The organism is Terrabacter sp. 05T424 (assembly GCF_056396225.1).
This window is the reverse complement of record NZ_JBFTLB010000005.1, coordinates 42716-62200: the sequence shown is the minus strand read 5'-3', so window position 1 is coordinate 62200 and position 19485 is coordinate 42716. Positions and strand designations below refer to the sequence as shown.

The window sequence follows — 19485 nt, the reverse complement described above, 5'->3', positions numbered from 1 at the left end:
GATGACATGCCCATGCACCCGGCTGCCCCCGACGACCGGATCGGTCTGATCGACGCGTTCGACCACTCCGTCCAGTCGATCATCGATCTCGGCTTCTCATGCCGCGACGACGACTTCGACCTGCAGACCGAGTGTCCGGGCTGGACCGTCAAGGACCAGATCTCGCACGTCGTCGGCTCCGAGAAGTCGTTCGCCGGCCTGCCCCGCGTCGAGGTCACGGTGCCCGACTACCCCCACCTGCACAGTGACTTCGCCCGCTTCGTGGAGGTCGACGTCGAGGCTCGTCGTGGGCTCAGCGGCCGCGAGGTCGTCGCCGAGCTCGCCGAGTTCCACCCCCGGCGAGTCGCCGAGCTGCGCGAGTTCGACGCCGACATGGACACGGTGATCGGCGGTTTCTTCGGGCCCGACACGACGTTCGGGGGGCACCTGCACCGTCGAGTCGTCGATGCCTGGGTGCACGAGCAGGACCTGCGTGCCGCGCTCGACCGGCCCGGAAACCTCGACTCGCCGAGCGCCGCGGTGTTCACCGCAGACATCCTCGCCGCCCTCCCGCGCATCGCGGCTCGCGCCGCCGACGTCGGTCCGGGTCACGCCGTCGTCATCGACGTGAGCGGCCCCGTCGTGGCCCGAGACGGCGTGCGCGTGGTGACCGGCGACGACGGGCGACCTTACGGCGAAGCCCTTTTCAGCGGTCACGACCGCCCCGAGGGCGAGGAGCAGCTCGATGTCACGTCGATCCACCTCACCACCGAGTCACTGACCCGACGGGCGGCCGGGCGTCGTCCGGTCGACGAGATCCACTACACGGTGACGGGCGACGAGGAGATCGCACGGCGGGTTCTCGAGGCACTCGTCGTCGTCACGCACTGACGCTCCCCGTCCCCGTTCGGAGGTCACCGGGGCGCGATGCCCTTATACACCTCGGGACACCCCCACGGTAAGTACGCCCATCTTGTGTATGTCTGGGCAACGGCCTAGCGTCATAGGTAGTCGGTCAAGCCAGTGCCGCATCGGGGATATCCGATCATCGGAGACACAATGACCGACCCGTCCGCGGGTCCGCGCAGGGATGCGCGAACCAGAGATCTCATTCATGCCCTACGCACGGCGGACTCCGAGTCCGAACGCGCAAACGCCCTCGAGGCCGTGACGTTGCTGCACATGCCGCTCGCACGCTCCCTCGCCCACCGCTACTCCGGCAAGGGCCTCGACCGTGAGGACCTCGAGCAGGTGGCGTTCCTCGCCCTGCTCAAGGCGATCCAGCGCTTCGACCTCGACAAGCCCACCGAGTTCGGCGCCTATGCCACGCCGACCATCACCGGCGAGCTGCGTCGTCACTTCCGCGACCACGGCTGGCTCGTGCGCCCCCCGCGCGAGCTCCAGGAACGCCGTCAGCTCGTCACCGACACCAGGTCCCGGCTCGAGCAGCGTCTGGGCCATGACCCGGACGCCGGTGAGCTCGCGAGCGAGCTCGACCTCACCCTCGAGTCGGTCAAGGAGGCCCAGGTCGCCGCGACGAACCTGCGGCCCGCCTCGCTCGACACGACGACGAGCGACGGCGCCAGGCCGGTGCTCGACCTGCTCGACGCACGGGGCGACCCGGGCGCCGACCCGGCACTCGACGAGGGCATCGTCGTGCGCAGCGCTCTCGAGAGGCTGCCGGCCCGCGACCAGCGGCTCGTGCAGCTGCGCTTCGGCGGCGACATGACCCAGGCCGAGATCGCGGAGTCCATGGGGCTCAGCGCGATGCAGGTCAGCAGGCTGCTGCGACGCACGCTCGACGAGCTGCGGCGACAGCTCACCGCGGAGGGCATGGTCTCGGCCTGACCCCTCCAGAGAACCCCACCGGCGGTCCCGACGCGCACCTCCCAGCGCTTCGGGGCCGCTTGTCGTCACCGGCGGGTCGTGCACCGGGTGGGGGCCGTCACGGTCGCTCGCGCCGGGCCGACCCGCAATGCCTTTGTGGCGGAAGGCGATTCACCCGCGGTGGTTGCCGGTGAACTGCGACTCCTGCCCCTCGATGACCTGCGAGGCCACGTGGGCCAGCTTCATGTTCAGCTCCTGCGAGGTGCTGCGGAGCAGCTCGAACGCCTCCTGGCCGCTGATGTGGTGCGCCGCCATCAGCAGTCCCACCGCCTTGCCGATCTCGCGGTTGCTGCTCAGACCCTGACGCAGGGTCGCGGCCTCCTCACGGGCGCGGATGGCCATCATGGCCACCGACGCGAACGACGCGATGACCGCGCCGGTGTCGGCCGACTTCGCCGTGAGGGCGCCCGGCACGTCGGCGAAGAGGTTGAGGGCTCCCACCTTGTCGCCGTCGAGGAAGAGCCGGTAGCCGATGGCGGAACGCACCGGCGTCTCGGCGACGATGCGCTCGGCGAACCGCGGCCACGGCGTCGTGCCGTCGGTGAGGTCGGGGTCGTGCTGGTAGGCCTCCTCGACGATCGCATCGACGCAGGGCCCCTCACCGACCTCGAGCTCGATCTGGTCGATGCGCCGGGCGATGTCGTCGGTGCTCGCCGCGGTGACGAACCGGTCGCGCGTGCGCACGAGAAGCGAGGCGCGGGTGCAGCCCTCGACGAGTCGGGCCGAGGCGTCGACGAGGGCCTGGTGGATCGAGCCGGAGTCGGCGCCGGCATAGACGAGGGCCGACATCTGTCGGAAGACGTCGGTGATCGTCGGGTCGACGGGGACGTCGCTGTTCATGGCACTCCCTCCACTCGGACGTGGGCCGTGTCGCCGCTTCTGGACGGACCGGCGCGTCAGTCATCTTCGCACCTGGCTGCACTGCGAGGACCACAGAAAACCACAACGGACCTGCAGGTGGGAGCAACGCCCCATCCGTGGGCACGAACCCTGGACAGGAAAGTTGACACCGACCAGTGCCGGGCAAATACTTGCATGCTGCAAGCAAGTAATCGAAGGGGTTCACGCGGTGACGGTCAGCAAGGACGAGGCGAACGACGTCTTCCTCGGGCTGCTGCGCGTCCAGAAGCTGCTCGTGGCCGCCCGCAACACGGCCCCGCGGCTCGAGGACGACGTCGACGTCGACGTCACGGCATACCCCGTGCTCTTCGTCGTGGCCGGGGCCGGGACCGTGCGCATCTCCGACATCGCGACGACCCTCCACAACGACGTGTCCACCGTCAGCCGGCAGGTCAGCGCCCTCGTGGCGGTCGAGCTGCTCGAGAAGAGCGCGGACCCCAACGACGGGCGTGCGTCCGTCGTGTCGCTCACCGAGCGCGGGCGTGACGCCCTGGATCGCATCCAGGCCTCCCGCGCCGCGTGGTTCCAGGGGCTGCTCTCCGACTGGCAGAGCCCCGAGACCGCCGCGTTCGTGGACCGACTGCGTGAGCTCGGCGACGTGCTCGACGCCAACCTCCGGGCCCGGGGTGCAGCGCCGCCCCCGATGCCCTTCCACACCACCAGACAGCTGCAGGACCAGAACCAGAAAGAGGACTGACATGTCCGACACCACGGCCGAACCGAACGGCGCGCTGAGCGCCGCATCGGGCGCCACGCCGGGCCACCGGGCCCCGGCAGCCGACCACACGCCGTTGTCGCACCGCGAGATCGTCACGATCCTGGTCGGCCTCATGATGGGGATGTTCCTCGCGGCGCTCGACCAGACCATCGTCGCGAGCGCCATGCGCGTCATCGCCGACGACCTCAACGACCTCGCCGGGCAGGCGTGGGTCACGACGGCATACCTGATCACGAGCACCATCGCGACGCCGCTCTACGGCAAGCTCGGCGACATCTACGGGCGCAAGAAGCTCTTCATCTTCGCGATCTCGATCTTCACGATCGGCTCGATGCTCTGCACGCTCGCCTGGTCGATCCCGTCGCTCGCCGCCTTCCGCGCGGTGCAGGGCATCGGCGCCGGCGGTCTCTTCTCGCTCGCCCTCGCAATCATCGGCGACATCGTGCCGCCACGCGAGCGGGCCAAGTACCAGGGCTACTTCCTCGCCGTCTTCGGCACCTCGAGCGTGCTCGGACCGGTCATCGGCGGCTTCTTCGCCGGGCAGGCCACCCTCTTCGGGGTCACCGGCTGGCGCTGGGTCTTCCTCGTCAACGTGCCGATCGCCATCGCGGCGCTCTTCGTCGTCACCCGCACCCTGCACCTCAAGCACAAGCGTCTCGACCACCGGATCGACTACTGGGGCGCCGCATCGCTCTCGATCGCCCTCGTGCCGCTCCTCATCGTGGCCGAGCAGGGTCGCGAGTGGGGCTGGGGCTCGGTCACCGCGGTCCTCTGCTACGCCATCGGCGCCATCGGCTTCATCGCCTTCTTCCTCATCGAGAAGTCCATGGGCGAGGAGGCACTCATCCCGCTGCGCCTCTTCCAGAACCGCACGGTCGCCTCGTCGTCGATCGCCTCGGTCTTCATCGGCATGGGCATGTTCGGCGGTCTCGCAGCGCTGCCGCTCTACCTGCAGATCGTCAAGGGTGCGACGCCGACCGAGGCCGGCCTGATGCTCCTGCCGATGACTCTCGGCATCATGCTCGGCTCGATCCTCTCGGGCCAGATGATCTCGCGCACCGGTCGCTACCGGCACTGGCCGATCATCGGCGCGGTGCTGCTCGTGCTCGCCCTCTTCGGCTTCCACTACGTCGGTGCCGACACCGACCTGTGGAAGGTCATGATCGGGATGTTCTTCTTCGGCGTCGGGCTCGGCTTCAACTTCCAGCCGCTGACCCTCGCCGTGCAGAACGCCGTCGACCGCAAGGACATGGGCGTCGCCACGTCGTCGGCGACGTTCACCCGTCAGATCGGTGGCACGCTCGGCACCGCGGTCTTCCTCTCGATCCTCTTCTCGCAGGCCGGCACGAAGATCAACGAGGCGTTCGCGACCGCGGCGTCCGACCCGGCGTTCATCGCCGCGTCCCGCAACCCCACCGGCGGCGACCCGCAGGTCAACGCGCAGTTCGTCCACCAGATGCAGGCCGCCCAGCAGTCCGGCCAGGCGGCTGGCGGCGCGGGCAACGCCGCGCTGCAGGACAGCTCGTTCATCCAGCAGCTCGACCCGACGCTGGCCCATCCGTTCCTCGTCGGCTTCTCCGACGCCATGTCGGTGGTCTTCCTCGTCGCATCGGGCGTCATGGTGCTGGCCGTCATCGCGACGCTCTTCCTGCCTCACGTCGACCTCGGCCCCAAGCCGGGCCAGCCGGGGGCGGCCAAGCAGGACGACCAGGCAGCCATCCCCGCCGGCCACTGACCCACCCCACCTCAACCGTCGAGAGGCCGAAGTTGGCCGCCTGACGGAAGTCGAAAGGCCACTTCTCGCCGCGAGAAGTGGCCTTTCGACGTGCGGGAGACCGCAGACTTTGGCCACTCGACGGTGGGCGGCGAGGAGGTATGCCGGAGCGCTTGGTCCAGGTCCTCGCCCGGGACGTCGTGCGCGGGTCAGCGGAGGTTGTGCAGCTCGCGGCGGCTGAGGAAGGCGCGCGTGCCGAGGGCCATCACGAAGGCGAACCCGCCGGCGATGACCGCCACCCAGTAGCCGTGCTGCGCGCCCACGCGGTCGACGACCGCGCCCGACACGGCCGAGCCGGCCGCGATGCCGATGATGAGACCGGTCAGCACGATCGTCATGCCTTCGTTGAGCTGGGCCTTGGGCACGATGCGCTCGATGAGGTTCATCGTCGTGATGAGGGTCGGGGCGGTGGCCATGCCGGCGACGACCATGAGGGCGGCGAGCGCCCAGAGGTTCGGCGCGAACACGAGCGGTGCGGCGAGCAGGCCCATGCCCAGCGTGCCCACGATGAGCAGCTTGACCAGGTTGCGCCCGTGCGACACGTGACCGAAGACGAGGCCCGCGACACCCGACCCGACGGCATACAGGGCGAGGATGGCGCCGGCGGCTGCCTGGGCGTCGTGGTCCTGCGCGACGGCCAGCGTGACGACCTCGTTGACGCCGAAGATCGCGCCGGTCATCACCATGATGAAGGCGAGCGGGATGAGGCCGGGGTTGTGGTGCGCGTGGCCCTCGGGACGCTCGTGGTGCGGCACGACCGGAGGCTCGGTCGAACGCGCCGAGAGGAAGACGAGCACGCCGATGCCGTAGGCGACGGTCGCGACGACGAACCCGGCCTCGGGGAACCAGGTCGTGGAGAGCCAGATCGCGACGACCGGCCCGATGACGAAGGTCAGCTCCTCCATCACCTGCTCGAACGACATCGCCGAGTGGAGCGAGCGCGGGTCGTGGGCGAAGATGTGCGTCCACCTGGCGCGGGCCATGGTCCCCATGTTCGGGATCGCCCCACACATCGGGAAGGTGATGAAGAGCAGCCACGACGGCCAGCCGTTGACCGACGTGAGGATGGTCAGCACCGCCCAGACGCCCGACCAGAGGAAGAACGGGATCGCGATCCGCCGCTGCCCGTAGCGGTCGACGAGCCGGCCGAGGAAGGGCGCGAAGAGCGCGAGGGCCACCATGCCGACGGCGACGACGGCCCCGGCGAGCTCGTACGAGCCGGACCGCGCGGCGACCATGGCGACGACGGCCACGCCGAACATCGAGCCCGCGGTGCGGGCCACCATCCCCCCTGCGATGAAGGTGCGCGCCCCCGGTACCTCGAAGAGAGGTCGATAGGAGGCCAGCACAGCAGCTCCTTGTCGATGGGGGACGGCGAACCTCCCCATCCTTGCACCACGTCCCCGGGAGAGCGCGAATCGTCGAAGGTGGGTAGGACGCCCGTCAGGACCCGTGCTTGCGCCTCAGCGACCACATCTGCGGCGAGCGCTCGAGCTCGACGGCGACGTCCCACGGGACCCCTCCGGGAGCCGTCTCGCGGCGGAAGCTGGCGACCAGTCGCCGGGCCAGCGCGGGGTCCTTCGCGATGCGTGACGCGAGCGCCATCGCCTGCGGCTCGACGTGGTCGTCCTCGTATGCCGCCCACGCGAGTCCGAGGGCCACGGCGCGGTCGCCGTCGACCTCGTCGCCGAAGAGCCCGAGGGCGGCGGCGGCCTCACGGCCGGCGACACGGTTGAGCAGCGTGAAGTGGCCGCCGCCGGGGTGGATGCCGATCTGCGAGAAGCCAGGCAGCAGCCGGGCGGTGCGCGAGACGATGCGCAGGTCGGTGGCGAGCGCGAGGTTGAGGCCGGCCCCGACCGCGGCGCCGCGCACGGCGGCCACGGTGGGCAGGCCGATCGAGCCGATCGTGGTGAAGGCGGAGTAGACCGTCTCGAGGTTGCGGTATGCCTCGTCCTCGACCGGGTCGCGGCCGGTGTCGGCGAGGACGCCGCGCACCGCGCCGGCGCAGAAGTGCCGGCCGCCGGTCACCACGACCGCCCCGACCGAGTCGTCGGACTCGGCGGTGCGAGCGGCGTCGACGAGCTGGTGGGCCATCTCGACGGAGAGCGCGTTGCGCCGGTCGGGGGCGTCGAGGGTGATGAGCGCGACGCCGTCGCTCACGTCGTAGCGGACCTCGGTCATGGTGCGTGGCTCCTGTGGTCGTGGGAGGGCTTGGCCCGGCCCGTGGTGACGAGCGTCCAGAGGCGGTCGTGGCCCGCCGACGAGGCGAGCGTCGTGAGGGTCTCGTCCCAGTCGTGCAGCGAGCCGTACTCGCTGCGGCGGGCCAGGATCGGCCTGGTCAGGGTGTGCAGCTCGTGCTCGAGGGTGGTGCCGATGGCCCCCAGCACCTGGTGCGAGCCCCGGACGACGACCGAGGCCGCGTGGCCCACGCACGACTTGGCGACGCCGACGGCGAAGAGCATGCCGGGGTCCTGCCAGTCGGAGGCGGCGGCCCGCGAGACGGCGGCGTCGGTGGCGGCGCGGGCGAGGGCGGTCTCGGAGGCGATGTCGGCCACGAGGTGCTGGACGGCCTGGAAGCGGCCGATCGGCCGGCCGAACTGGTGTCGTTCGCGCACGTGCGTCAGCACGATCTCGACGACCCGCTCCATCGCGCCGACGACCTGCGCCGACCGGGCCAGGGCACCGCGGAGGTGGAACTGCTCGCCGATCTCGTGCGGCACGAGCGTGCCCGCCTCGAGGTCGTCGACGTCGAACTCCACCGTGTCGCTGGGCTCGCCCGCGAGGTTGCGGCGTTCCTCGATGCCGATGCGGTCGGCGGGGACGTCGGCCACGCGCCACTCGTCGCGGTCCTCCCAGAGCGCCACGACCCGGCTCGCGTCGCGCGCCCACGTGACGTTGAGGGCGACACCTGAGGGGTCGGGACGGCATACGGTGCGCAGGCCTCCGTCGTTGGGCAGGCCGGCCGCCTCGAGCAGCCAGCCGCCGAGCACGTCGTGCTCGGCGAGCGGCACGGGCGCCGCCGCGGCCGCGGCCAGTCCGAGCAGCGCTGCGGCGTCGACCCAGCCGCCACCGCTGCCACCGGAGGACTCGGAGCCGGTGAGACGGGTCATGCCGAGGTCTTCGAGCCGCTGCCACAGACTGCGGTCGAGGTCGACGACGGCGGTGGGCGTCGTGCGGGAGGCACGGTAGTCGGCGAAGAGGTCGCCCAGCACCTCGACGAGGTCGGGGTCGGGAGTCGTCGAGGCCGCGAGCCGGTCGACGCCGGAGGAGCCGTGTGGGCCGACCATCAGCGCAGCCCCAGCCCGCGGGCGATGACGCCGCGCAGGATCTCGTTGGTGCCCCCGCGGAGCGTGAACCCGGGCCGCTGCAGGATCGCAGCGTGCAGGAGCGTGTCGAGCTCCTCGTCGAGGGCCCACCCGGTGGCCGTCAGGGTGTCGGCGTAGTCGGCGATGTCGCCCTCCTCCGTGGTGCCGAGCACCTTGACCACGGCAGCGGCCGTGTCGGCGTCGTCGTGCTTCTCCAGCGCGACCGACACGGCGAACGACATGTGGTGCAACGCGGCCACCCGCGCCACGTGGCGCCCCAGGCCGGGGTCGAGGGGCAACCGGCCGTCGTCCATCGCCTGCGCCGCCGCCGCGAGCAGCTGGAAGGTGGACAGGACCCGTTCGGGGCCGCTGCGTTCGTAGGCGAGCTCGGACGTGACCTGCGCCCACCCCTCCCCCACGTCGCCGAGGACCCGGTCGTCGGGGATGAGGACCCCGTCGAGGTGCACCTCGTTGAAGTGGTGGTCACCGCTCATCGAGACGATGGGCCGGATCGTCACCCCGGGCGCCCTCAGGTCGACGATGAACTGCGTGAGGCCGGCGTGCCGGTGTTGCGGGTCGAGCGGGGCCGAGCGGGCGAGGGCAAAGAACGCGTCGGCCTCGTGGGCGCCGCTCGTCCACACCTTGGTGCCCGTGAGCCGCCAACCGCCGTCGACGCGCTCGGCGCGGGTGCGCACGCTCGCGAGGTCGGACCCGGAGTCGGGCTCGCTCATGCCGATGCCGAAGACGACCTCGCCGCGGCTGATGCCCGGCAGGTAGGTCTGCTTCTGCTCCTCGGTGCCGTAGCGCAGCAGCGACGGGCCGATCTGGCGCTCGGCCACCCAGTGGGCGGCGACAGGGGCGCCGACGACGAGCAGCTCCTCGGTGACGACGAACCGTTCGAGGTAGGTGCGCCCCTGCCCGCCGTACTCGGGCGGGATGACCATGCCGAGCCAACCGCGGCGACCGAGCTCGCGCGTGAAGTCCCGGTCCCAGCGGGTCAGCCAGGTGTCGACATGCGGGACGAAGGCGCCGGCGGCGACCTGCTCGGCGAGGAAGTCACGCACCTCGAGGCGAAGCTCGGTCAGGCCCGGCAGCTCGCGGGCTCCCGGCGGGACGAGACGGGCCGACATGCTCACCTTCCTCGTGCGACGTCGCAGGTTCGTGCGCCACTCTCCCACACGGCGGGCAGCGCGACGCCGGCCCCGTCGGCCCCCCAGCCACGTCTCAGCGCCCGGTCGCGGCGTCTCGCCCACGCGTCCGGGAGGCCTGTGGAAGGGACTCCGCTGATAGCCTCCAACGTCATCAACAGCAGTGCGGCACGCGGCCGCCGAATGCAGGAGGACAGCTCAATGTCGGCACCAGCCATCGAAAGGGCCGTCGACGCCCTCGACGTCGAAAAGTTCTGGGAGCGCGGCTACGCGATCCTCCCGGGGGTCTACACGCCCGAGGAGATCGAGGCCTTCCGCCAGGCGGCCTACGCCTCACGCGGCTACGGCGGCGACCTGCTCGCCAACCCCCGCCTGCGCAACGTCATCACCGACGGACGCATGGCCGCCGTCGCCCGCAAGCTCCTTGGCACCGACGAGCTGTTCTACAGCGGTGACAGCTCCTTCACCATCAACGGCACGCAGAAGGGTTGGCACAAGGACAACGCCGACCGCGTCGACCCCGACGCCCCCGACTGGGCCGACCGCTACACCCAGCTCCGCTTCGGCGTCTACTGCCAGGACCACTCCGAGCACACGGGCGGCCTCAACCTCCGCATCGGCTCGCACGACCTGCGCAACACGACCGAGGGCGAGAACCTCTACGTCAAGACCAAGCCCGGCGACCTCGCCGTCTGGAGCATGCGCATCACCCACTCCGGCAACGGCATGCTGCTCAAGGACCCCGAGGCTCCGTTCCCGATGCCCAACGAGCACGACCGCTTCAAGCCCGAAGAGGTGGCCGAGGCCGACGGCGACCGCATCGCCCTGTTCGTGCACATCGGTGCCGACGACAAGCACGCGAAGCGCTACGCCGACTACACGAAGACCCGCAAGTACCTCGTCGACGCGTGGCGCAAGCGCCCCTACGACGACGAGGCACGGCAGGCGGCCAAGGACGCCGGCCTCAACCTGCGCGACATGCCGGCCGAGGTCATGGACGACCCCACTGCCGGGCTGAACGAGCTGTGGCAGCCCTTCCCCTACGAGGGCCAGAAGAAGGCACCCGCTCCGGCAGCCAAGCCGGCAGCCAAGCCGGCCGCCGCACCGGTGGCAGCCCCGGCGGCGAGCTCGCCCGACGCGAAGGCGATCGCCAAGGCGACGCTGCGTCGCGCCTACCGCGCGGCCCGCGCGGGCGCCAAGGGTGCCCGCGACGGCTGGCGCGCCAGCCGCTGAGGCATCCGGCGCTCGGGTCCTTCGGGACCACGTGACCGCCGAACGAAATACGACGAGGGGCGGAGTCCGACGGACTCCGCCCTTCGTCGTGTCCGGACCTCGCCGATGCCGTATGCCGTGTCCCCGCCTGTGCCGCGTCCGTCACTGCTGCGCCCCGTGCAACAGTGACGTAGCCGCCGGGAGGCGTCCCCCGCCAGGTGACTAGACGAATCGCGTACGTCACTGCTGCGCCCCGTGCAACAGTGACGTAGCCGCCGGGAGGCGTCCCCCGCCAGGTGACTAGACGAATCGCGTACGTCACTGCTGCGCCCCGTGTAACAGTGACGTAGCCGCCGGGAGGCGTCCCCCGCCAGGTGACTAGACGAATCGCGTACGTCACTGCTGCGCCCCGTGCAACAGTGACGTAGCCGCCGCGGGGGAAGACTGCCGGACCGCCGGCAGCCACGCGAAGGGCGCGGTGGCCGCGAGCCGGTCAGAGGCCGGTGAGCACGAGGTAGCCGCAGAGCCCCACGATCACGGCGGTGATGAGCGAGGCCACGACCGTGGTGAGCCGGTGGTTGACGAGCGCCCCCATGAGGCGGCGGTCGCGGGTGAAGAGCAGCAGCGGCACGAGCGTGCCCGGCAGGGCGAACGACAGCACGACCTGGCTCCAGACCAGGGCGTTGGTCGGCTCGACCCCCATGCCGAGGATGACGAGGGCCGGCACGACGGCGACCATGCGGCGCAGGAGCGGGGCGATGGGCCGACGGCCGAAGCCCTGCATGACCACGTCGCCCGTCTGCACGCCGACGAGGGTCGAGGCGAGGCCCGAGGCGAGGAGCGCGACGGCCAGCATGGTCGCAGCGATCTGACCCGCGTTGGCACCGAGCGCGGCATACGCGGTCTCGATGCTCGCCCCGGCCTCCGACGGCAGCGCGGCCGAGAAGATGACGAGGCTGACGTTAGCCACCCCCGCCACCGTCATGGCGATGACGACGCTGCGCACGGTGCGCCGGCCGGCTCGCACGCGCTCGGCCTGGCTCACCTCGGCGCTGCCGTCGTCGTGGCCGCGAGAGGCTGCGGAGTGGAAGTGGAGCGCGTGCGGCATCACCGTCGCGCCGACGATGCCGACCGCGAGCAGCGCCGCGGACGAGTCGAGGGAGCTCGGCACCACCGACCGCAGCAGCGCCACCCGGTCGACGTCGGCGATGAAGACCTGCCACACGAGCGAGCCGATGATGACGCTGAGGAGCACGAGCACGACGGAGTCGAAGTGACTGCGACCGCGCACCTTGAGCGCCAGCACGACCAGGCTGAAGAGGGTGACGCACACGGCCCCGGCCATGAGCGGCATACCGAAGAGGAGCCTCAGGGCGATGGCGCCGCCGACGATCTCGGCGAGGTCGGTCATGATGACGACGAGCTCGGCCTGGGCCCAGAGCAGCAGGCGGCCGACCCCCGGGAAGCGCTCGGAGCTGTGCTCGGCGAGGCTCTTGCCGGTAACCATGCCGAGCTTGGCCGCGATGTACTGGATGACCATGGCCGAGCAGCTCGCGAAGACGACGACCCAGACGAGCGCGTAGCCGTGCTCGGCGCCGGACGTGATGTTGACGCCGAAGTTGCCGGGGTCGACGTACGCGATGGCGGCCAGCAGCGCCGGCACCAGGGTGCGCGGCGCGCTGATGGTGCCACCGAGGCCACGTTCCGGCGACCGTTCACTCACCCGCGGTCGCTGCGCGACCTGCTCTTCCATGGGAGACAGCATCGAGCCTCGCACCCGTGGAGGCCAAGTCCGGGACCGGATTGAGACACATTCATCAACGCCGCCCCCGGACGTGGTGCCGCCCGCGGGGGTCAGCGGGCCGATGCGAGACCGAGGAGGGCGGCGAGGCCGAGCGCACTGCGCGGGTCGTAGGCCGAGGTCCACAGGCCCCCGTGGGCCGCGGCATACGCCTCGTCCTGCCAGGGCGTCGGGCGCGCCGGCGACCCGGTGCGCAGGTCGTGGACGAGCAGCGCGGCCATGAGGGTGTTGGCGGTGCCGGGCTCGAAGACCTCGATGCCGAAACGGTGCGCGCCGGCGTACGCGGCCGCGAGCGCCCGGTTCTTGACGACCGACCGGGTGCGCGTGGGCGGTGCCACCTTGAACGACACGAGCCCTCCCTTGCCGCGGTATGCCGTCGCCCGCCACCGCTGGAGCCGCTTGGCCAGCAGGTAGTTGGGTCCCTGCTGGAGCACCACGCTGTCGTTGATGCCGGGGTCCTGCCCGGGCAGGTAGTTGCGCCGGAGCAGCCGGCCCCCGCTGACGGTCCGCAGCGGCACGCGCAGCACCTTGGAGGTGCGGCGCCGGGCATAGCTGTCGACCGAGTGGGCGACAGCCTCCCCGGGCACGGCGAAGACATCGGTCGGTGTCGCGAGGAAGGCGAGGCCGACGTCGTCCCGGCCCTTCGCATCGACGACGTGGCGGGTGAGGGCATCGACCGCCATCGACACGCGCACGTTGGTCTCGCCGTCGGCATAGACGTAGTTGCCGATGACGAGGCGGCCCTCGAGGCCGGCGACCCAACCGGTGACGGCGGCGAGGTCGTGGACGAGGTCACCACCAGCTCGCTGGCTCACCGGCTCCGGCCCCGGACGCACCGGAACCGTGATCGAACCGGCCAGTCGGTGCGTGTCACCGATCAGCTTGTCCCACAAGTCCTTTCGCGGCAGGTCGACTGCGGCGACATGGGCGCCCCAACGCAGCAACGAGCGCAGGGGGCCCATCTCGGCAGCGGCGCCCAGCACCACGACGGTGCGGTCGGACAGGTCCAGCCAGTCGGGGTTGTCGATGACGAGGCCGACGGCCTCGGCACAGGTGGGCTCGATGGTGCCGGCCTCGACCCACGCGTCGAGGCGCCGACGGAGCGCGTCGCCCGAGAGTCGCTCGCCGGCATACGGCAGGGAGAGGGTGCGGTCGGGCACGCCGGCCCCGCGGATGGTCTCGGAGCCCAGGGCGTGGGCCCGGCCCTCGTCGGCGAACACGTCCCCGAGCGGGTGGTCGCCGTCGGGCCCGGCCCACCGCATGCGCTCGTGCAGCGAAGCCAGGCCGTCCTCGGCGATCGCGTGCGCCGCCTCCGGCGAGGTCAGGCCCGCCTCCACCAGTCGGCGAAAGTGCGGGAGGTAGCCCTGGCGCCAGTTCGTCTCCCGTTCGGCCGAGCCGGCTCCGACGGCGTCGACACGGCTCAGCGCGTCGGCCACGACCGCCCGGCCGGTCGCCGTGGTGCTGCGCCGTCCGGACGACGGGTCGACGGGAAAGACCACTCCACTGGGGTCGCTCATGCGCCCCATCATGTCGGAGGCCGACTCGTCGGCGGGCGCCCCCTTGCTCGCGCAGGCGGCCCACAATGGCGGCATGGACGAACACGGGGAGGCCCGCGACCGGTTGGAGGACGACCGGAGGACGGCAGTCGAGAGGCTCGAGGCGCTGCGACGCGGCTACGACCTCGTCGTCGACGCCGCCGAAGGGTCGAACGCCGACGACGAGCACGACCCGGAGGGCTCGACCATTGCGTACGAACGCTCACAGCTGGGCGCTCTCGTCGACCAGACGCGCGAACACCTCGACGAGGTCGACGCCGCGCTGGCACGGCTCGAGGCGGGCGCGTACGGGCGGTGCGAGGTGTGCGGATCGGCGATCCCGGCAGAGCGTCTCGAGGCGCGGCCGACGGCGCGCACGTGCGTCCTGCACGCCGGCCACGCGCGCTCCCGCTGAACCCGAACAGCCTCGGGGCACAGCGGTGGGGGCCCGCACGGCGCGAGTCCCCACCTTCAGTACCGGCAACCCCCGTAGGGGGATCAGCGTCACGGAGCCACCGGCACGCTCCTCCCGGCCGAGTCGACGGTGCCGACCACGTTCACCGCGCGGACCCGGACGAACCAGGCCTGCCTCGCGATGTTGCCCGTGGTGAAGGTGGTCGCGTTGGCCGCGACCGTGGACTGCCCGGCGACCGTGGCGAAGGTGCTGGACGCGCTCCACTGGACGACGTAGCTCGTCTCGTTGGTCACGTCCGCCCAAGTGACCGTGATCCGCTCGTTGTTGCCCGAGCGGGCCGCGGTCGCCGTGCCGATCAGCGGCTGACCGGGGAGCAGGACGGCTGCGGTGGCCATGTTGCTCAAGGCCGAGCGCCCGGCGACGTTAACCGCCGCGACCTGGTACTGATACGTGTGCCCGACGAGGACGTTGCCGTCGGCCGCGGTCACGGTGCCCGTGCCCACTCGTGCGGCCGGCGTTGCGATCTGGGCGAACGGTGCCCCGTTGTCCGACCGCTCGATGACGAACCCGGCCTCGTTCGTCGCGTTGTCCCGCCACGAGAGATTCACCTGCGGGCCGGCCGCCACCGTCGCCGTCAGCGTCGTCGGCGCCGCCGGCGCGTTGACCCCGAGAGTGTCCGAGATCGACTGCGCCGTGAGACTCGGGAACCCGTTTCCGTACCCGACCGTGTTCAGAGCCACGACCCGGTAGAGGTAGGGCGTCGTCCCATCGGATGCGTCATCCGTGTAGGTGCGGGTGCCGTGCACGTTGGGCTGGTCGAGCGGTGACTCGATCGTCTTGCGATCGATCCACGTGGTGCTGTTCGTCGAGCGCTGCACCACGAACGACGTCTCGTTGATCGAGTTGTCGTTCCAGGTCAGCTTGACGTTCTGGCCGATGACCTTGCCGTTCTTACCGAGGATGTTGACGAACGAGGACACCAGGCCATCTGGCTTCCTCGGCGGCAGGGCCACCGACTCCGGACGCATCATGTCCATCTCCTCGTGGCTGAGGATGTGGCAGTGGATGACGTACTCCCAGCCCATGTTGACGAGGGAGTTGACGATGGCGCCGGTCGGGTTGCCCTGCGGGTCGATGTTGTTGAACCCGCTCTGGTCACCCAGCGGCATCATCGGGTTGAGCGGCCGAACTGCGTTGGGCACCTCGAAGGGCACCTGCGGGATCACCGGCCGCAGCGCGACGATGGTGTCCTCGAGCGGGCTCATCCGCACGGTGTCCTTCCACCCGAGCTCGTTCGCGTCAGGTGGGATGACGATGTTGTCCCACGTGACCCTGCCCAGCACCTGCACGTCGTAGAGGTGGAAGTGGATCGGGTGAGTGTCCACGCCGTTGTGGGTGAAGCGCCAGATCTGCGTCCCGTCCTTCGCGTCCGTGATCGGGGTGACCTTCACGTCCGCCGCAGGCAGGTTCGTGCCGTCGATGAGCTCGGTGGCCGGGTTGATGTACGGGTAGAGCGTCACGTTCTGCGCGCCCGGTGTCGGGGGTTGTGCCTCGACGCCGAGGTTTGCCTGCATGCGTCCGTACTCGTCGAAGGTCGTCGAGTTCATCTCGTCATGGATCGCCTTGGGCTCCAACGGCATCGTCATCTTCGCGGTGGGTGCCGCGAGGGTGTTGAAGCCGAAGGTGCCGGTGTCGTTCACTCGCACGAGACCGTCACACTTGGTGACGTTGGCGGTCTTGACGTTGCAGTTGCTGCTCGCCGCGAAGCTCGTCCCGTAGGCCGAGTTGTAGGCCGCTTGGCCGACGATGACCGGGTGCTGGCCGGACTCGAAGACACCCGAGCCGTTCGCCTGGTGCTTGAACGCGTTCACGAGGCCCGTCATGTTGAACGGCTGAGCCGGCGGCGTCGCCGCGACCTTCACCTGCATGATGGTCCGGGAGTTCGGCCCGTAGCCAGGCAGGATCTTCGGGGCACCGGCAGGGCTCAGGTCGGGCGCGCCGGTGTAGTAGTCGTACGACGGCACGCGCGCCGGGAAGGCCGCGGGAGCGTCGTTGTAGAGGATCAGCGTCTTCCCCGCAAACTTCGAGAAGTCGACGATGACGTCGGCCCGCTCGGCCGGTGCCAGCAGGAGCGAGTGCTTGTCGACGTTGCCGAAGTCGAAGCGGGTCGGGTCGGTGATCCACGTCGTCGGCTGCTGGCCGTCGATGACCGCCGGCGCGGGCAGGAAGCCGCCCTCGCTCGCGATCTGCACCCAGTCGGGCCCGTAGGCGTCGTTGTTCGCACCCTGAGGAGTGGGTGAGACGGTCGGGTCCGTCTGTGCCGCAGCCAGTTCCGAGGCCTTCAGCTTGACCTCGGTCTGCCCGTTGCCGTTGGCCGGGTCAGGGTCGGCCGTGTACCACTGGAAGTTGAAGAACCGGTCGTTCGCGGCGTTGAGCATCCGCATGCGGTAGGACTTCGGCTGCAGGGTCACGGTCGGGTAGGCGACACCGTTGACGATCGGGGTGTCGTTGAACTGCTCCATGCCGGCCGAGACGTTGGGCGTCCCGGGGATCTGCTCCGGCTCGCAGAACGGGTCGGTCTGGTACTGCCACGTCGACGGGTCGTCGAGGTTGCAGCTCGGGTCGTAGTACGGGTTCGCGATCGGCCCGTACGTCGTGCCCGTCGCCGGCGGCCAGAACCACGGGCCGTACATCCAACGACCGTAGGCGCTCATGCCACCGGGGTCACCCGGGTTCTGGGCGGGCATGTAGACGTGGTGGTACCAGAAGCTGCCCTTGGTGCCCCACCTCTTCGCGTCCCAGGTCGGGTCCTGGCCGTATGCCGTCACCTTGCCGTTCGCATCGACGGTGTCCTTGAGCTGGGCGTCGTCGGGAACGAAGGTGCGGTCCTGCACGATGAGCGGCAGGGTCTCGGCAGCCGGCGGGATGAGTCCGCCGTTGACGAGAGCCTTCTCGGTGTTGTCGGTGATGGTGTATCCCGCTGCCTCACCGGCATACACGTTGAGACGCGTGATGCCCCACGAGTGGTCGTGGTAGAACATCAGTCGCGCGCTCTGCTGGTTGGTGTAGTAGAACGTCGAGCAGCCGTCGTCCTTGGCGGCGCACACCGCCGGCGAGGTCGGGACTGCCGGGTCGGACAGCATGTCCGGGACGTTCTGCACGCTGACGCCCTCGGGCCAGGACGTGTTCTCGCCGGCCGGGGTGATCCACTGGTGCGGCGTGCCGTCGCTGATCCACGGGGTGGTGCCGCCGTGCAGGTGCAGGGTGGCGCGGTTGTCCTTGAAGCACCCGGAGGGCTTGGGCTCCTGCGTGCAGTCGGGATTGCGCACCTGGTCCGTCACGGAGCCTGTGTCGGTCGGGGCGGCCATGGTCATCGGGCCCATGCCCGAGCCCATCATCGTGCTGTCGGTGGGCAGGAACAGGTCACCGTCCGCGCCCTTCGGCAGCAGGTTGCGGAAGACGATCCGCACCGGCCGGTCCTTGGTGGCCGAGATGATCGGGCCGAGCCACTGCGGCGCGGTGACGCCCGTGTAGCCGGTGATCGGCTGGGTCGTCCCGTCCTGGAGCTCGTTGAAGAGAGTGACGTGCTGGCCGGGGACCGCCGTCGTCGAGAGCTGGACGTAGCCGCGGACGAGGGTCGCCGGCAGGTCGCGCGAGAACTTCGTGCGGTACTGCACGAGGCCGATCACGTACTCGTCGGCGGCCTTGCCGTTGTAGGTCTTGGCCTCCGGGACCGCGAGCGGGATGAACTTGTTGGCAGCGCCCATCCCGACGTCCGTGCCGAGCTGCTGTTGCACCGCAGGGCAGCCGGCGCCACTCGTGCCGGGGTTGCAGGCGACGGGCAGCTCGTCCTGGAACTTCTTCATGCCGGCCGTCAGGTAGCCGGTGCCGGGGGCTGTGACGCTGATCGACCCGATGGAGCCGACATCGGTGGTCAGCGTTCCGTTGGCGCCGCTTCCGGTGCCGTTGGGGTCGCTGATGGTGAGCGTCGCCGACGTGTAGCCGCTCCCGGGGGCACCCACGGACAGACCGGTGAGCTTGAGGGTCGCGGTCGCGGCGGCCGGGGTGGCGCCCGCGATCGGGTCGGAGAGGGTCCCGTTGAGGATGGTGACGCCCGGTGCCTTCGAGTAGCCGGTCCCCGCCTCGTCGACGCTCACCTTCTGGACCACCCCGCCGACGAGGTCGGCCGGATCGACGTGGCCCGTGGCACGCGTGCCGTTCGGGTCGTCGGGCAGGTCGAACATGACGGTCGGCATCGTGTAGCCCGAGCCCCCCTGCGTCAGGGTGACGGCGTCCACGCTGCCCGAGGCGACGACCGAGGCGCCGGTCCCGTCACCGGTGACGGCGGCGGCCAGGGTCGAGTAACCGCCCCCGGCGGCCCCGAGCGTCGCCGACACGACGGCGGCGCTGCTGCGTATGACCGCGGTCGCCTGTGCGCCAGTCCCCGTCGGCGACGTGATGGTCACCGAGGGTGAGGTGTAGTCGTGCCCTGGAGCCGTGACGTCGATCTTCCCGATGCCACCCGTCCCCGGATCGACCTGTGCGACGGCGGTGGCGCCGGCCCCTCCACCGGCGTCGGTGATGCTGACCGTGGCGGTCGGCAGTGTGAGCGGGCTGTTCGCCCAGTTGGGCCAGGGGCCGAAGTAGTGCGGCACCTTGGTGGCGTCCGTGACCGACGCCGGCGGTGACGCCGACGCGCTCTGCGGGGCCATCCCGGCCTGCACGCCGAGCGCCAGCGTCATGGCGACGCCGGCCACCGCGGCCGTGAACCATCGTGTGGAACTGCTGCGTGACATCTACCCCCACCTGCT

Annotated in this window: 14 protein-coding genes; 6 read left to right on the top strand and 8 right to left on the bottom strand. The window is 70.5% G+C overall.

Annotated features, from left to right (window positions below; genetic code table 11):
* The first annotated feature begins 6 nt into the window (after window positions 1-6).
* Window positions 7-870 (top strand): maleylpyruvate isomerase family mycothiol-dependent enzyme, encoded by an 864-nt coding sequence (locus AC1DE0_RS12465; protein WP_478100910.1) that lies wholly within the window; start codon window positions 7-9, stop codon window positions 868-870.
* A 168-nt stretch (window positions 871-1038) separates the two neighbouring features.
* On the top strand, window positions 1039-1827 hold the full coding sequence (locus AC1DE0_RS12460) for a sigma-70 family RNA polymerase sigma factor (RefSeq protein ID WP_478100908.1): 789 nt from the start codon (window positions 1039-1041) through the stop codon (window positions 1825-1827).
* Window positions 1828-1977: 150 nt separating this feature from the next.
* On the opposite strand, the gene AC1DE0_RS12455 is transcribed toward AC1DE0_RS12460, so the two are convergent.
* Complete coding sequence (locus tag AC1DE0_RS12455; RefSeq protein WP_478100907.1) at window positions 1978-2706, bottom strand: ANTAR domain-containing protein; 729 nt, start codon at window positions 2704-2706, stop codon at window positions 1978-1980.
* Window positions 2707-2935: 229 nt separating this feature from the next.
* On the opposite strand from AC1DE0_RS12455, the gene AC1DE0_RS12450 reads away from it, so the two are divergent.
* Entirely contained in the window at window positions 2936-3463 is a 528-nt protein-coding gene (locus AC1DE0_RS12450) for a MarR family winged helix-turn-helix transcriptional regulator (RefSeq protein ID WP_478100905.1), read from the top strand.
* Between the two features lies 1 nt (window position 3464).
* Entirely contained in the window at window positions 3465-5219 is a 1755-nt protein-coding gene (locus AC1DE0_RS12445; RefSeq protein ID WP_478100903.1) for an MDR family MFS transporter, read from the top strand.
* A 188-nt stretch (window positions 5220-5407) separates the two neighbouring features.
* On the opposite strand, the gene AC1DE0_RS12440 is transcribed toward AC1DE0_RS12445, so the two are convergent.
* From AC1DE0_RS12440 to AC1DE0_RS12425, 4 genes are all read right to left on the bottom strand, one after another.
* On the bottom strand, window positions 5408-6607 hold the full coding sequence (locus AC1DE0_RS12440) for an MFS transporter (RefSeq protein WP_478100901.1): 1200 nt from the start codon (window positions 6605-6607) through the stop codon (window positions 5408-5410).
* A gap of 94 nt (window positions 6608-6701) precedes the next feature.
* Window positions 6702-7439: an enoyl-CoA hydratase-related protein gene (locus tag AC1DE0_RS12435; protein ID WP_478100899.1), complete on the bottom strand. Its 738-nt coding sequence runs from the start codon at window positions 7437-7439 to the stop codon at window positions 6702-6704.
* Window positions 7436-8545, bottom strand: coding sequence for an acyl-CoA dehydrogenase family protein (locus AC1DE0_RS12430; RefSeq protein ID WP_478100897.1), 1110 nt, complete (start codon window positions 8543-8545; stop codon window positions 7436-7438). The genes AC1DE0_RS12435 and AC1DE0_RS12430 overlap by 4 nt, the downstream gene beginning before the upstream one ends.
* Window positions 8545-9693, bottom strand: coding sequence for an acyl-CoA dehydrogenase family protein (locus AC1DE0_RS12425; protein WP_478100895.1), 1149 nt, complete (start codon window positions 9691-9693; stop codon window positions 8545-8547). Before AC1DE0_RS12425 ends, AC1DE0_RS12430 begins: the two co-directional genes overlap by 1 nt.
* Window positions 9694-9912: 219 nt before the next feature.
* Here AC1DE0_RS12425 and AC1DE0_RS12420 point away from each other — a divergent pair, with 219 nt between their 5' ends.
* On the top strand, window positions 9913-10944 hold the full coding sequence (locus tag AC1DE0_RS12420) for a phytanoyl-CoA dioxygenase family protein (RefSeq protein ID WP_478100893.1): 1032 nt from the start codon (window positions 9913-9915) through the stop codon (window positions 10942-10944).
* Window positions 10945-11416: 472 nt separating this feature from the next.
* Here the strand turns inward: AC1DE0_RS12420 and AC1DE0_RS12415 are convergent, their stop codons facing one another.
* Window positions 11417-12676, bottom strand: a complete 1260-nt coding sequence (locus tag AC1DE0_RS12415; protein WP_478100891.1) for an Nramp family divalent metal transporter — start codon at window positions 12674-12676, stop codon at window positions 11417-11419.
* A gap of 101 nt (window positions 12677-12777) precedes the next feature.
* Window positions 12778-14241, bottom strand: a complete 1464-nt coding sequence (locus AC1DE0_RS12410; protein WP_478100889.1) for a hypothetical protein — start codon at window positions 14239-14241, stop codon at window positions 12778-12780.
* Between the two features lie 73 nt (window positions 14242-14314).
* Between AC1DE0_RS12410 and AC1DE0_RS12405 the strand changes: the two genes are divergently transcribed.
* Window positions 14315-14674, top strand: a complete 360-nt coding sequence (locus AC1DE0_RS12405; RefSeq protein WP_478100887.1) for a TraR/DksA family transcriptional regulator — start codon at window positions 14315-14317, stop codon at window positions 14672-14674.
* An 89-nt stretch (window positions 14675-14763) separates the two neighbouring features.
* On the opposite strand, the gene AC1DE0_RS12400 is transcribed toward AC1DE0_RS12405, so the two are convergent.
* Window positions 14764-19470 carry a multicopper oxidase domain-containing protein gene (locus AC1DE0_RS12400; protein WP_478100885.1) on the bottom strand — a complete coding sequence of 1569 codons (4707 nt, stop codon included), beginning with the start codon at window positions 19468-19470 and terminating at the stop codon, window positions 14764-14766.
* Window positions 19471-19485: the final 15 nt, after the last annotated feature.

Bases quoted from the DNA above. Each gene is read 5' to 3' on its own strand.
- AC1DE0_RS12445 (WP_478100903.1), top strand. From the start codon at position 3,465: ATGTCCGACACCACGGCCGAACCGAACGGCGCGCTGAGCGCCGCATCG.
- AC1DE0_RS12410 (WP_478100889.1), bottom strand. From the start codon at position 14,241: ATGAGCGACCCCAGTGGAGTGGTCTTTCCCGTCGACCCGTCGTCCGGA.
- AC1DE0_RS12455 (WP_478100907.1), bottom strand. From the start codon at position 2,706: ATGAACAGCGACGTCCCCGTCGACCCGACGATCACCGACGTCTTCCGA.
- AC1DE0_RS12465 (WP_478100910.1), top strand. From the start codon at position 7: ATGCCCATGCACCCGGCTGCCCCCGACGACCGGATCGGTCTGATCGAC.
- AC1DE0_RS12435 (WP_478100899.1), bottom strand. From the start codon at position 7,439: ATGACCGAGGTCCGCTACGACGTGAGCGACGGCGTCGCGCTCATCACC.
- AC1DE0_RS12420 (WP_478100893.1), top strand. From the start codon at position 9,913: ATGTCGGCACCAGCCATCGAAAGGGCCGTCGACGCCCTCGACGTCGAA.
- AC1DE0_RS12415 (WP_478100891.1), bottom strand. From the start codon at position 12,676: ATGGAAGAGCAGGTCGCGCAGCGACCGCGGGTGAGTGAACGGTCGCCG.
- AC1DE0_RS12405 (WP_478100887.1), top strand. From the start codon at position 14,315: ATGGACGAACACGGGGAGGCCCGCGACCGGTTGGAGGACGACCGGAGG.
- AC1DE0_RS12400 (WP_478100885.1), bottom strand. From the start codon at position 19,470: ATGTCACGCAGCAGTTCCACACGATGGTTCACGGCCGCGGTGGCCGGC.
- AC1DE0_RS12430 (WP_478100897.1), bottom strand. From the start codon at position 8,545: ATGGTCGGCCCACACGGCTCCTCCGGCGTCGACCGGCTCGCGGCCTCG.
- AC1DE0_RS12460 (WP_478100908.1), top strand. From the start codon at position 1,039: ATGACCGACCCGTCCGCGGGTCCGCGCAGGGATGCGCGAACCAGAGAT.
- AC1DE0_RS12425 (WP_478100895.1), bottom strand. From the start codon at position 9,693: ATGTCGGCCCGTCTCGTCCCGCCGGGAGCCCGCGAGCTGCCGGGCCTG.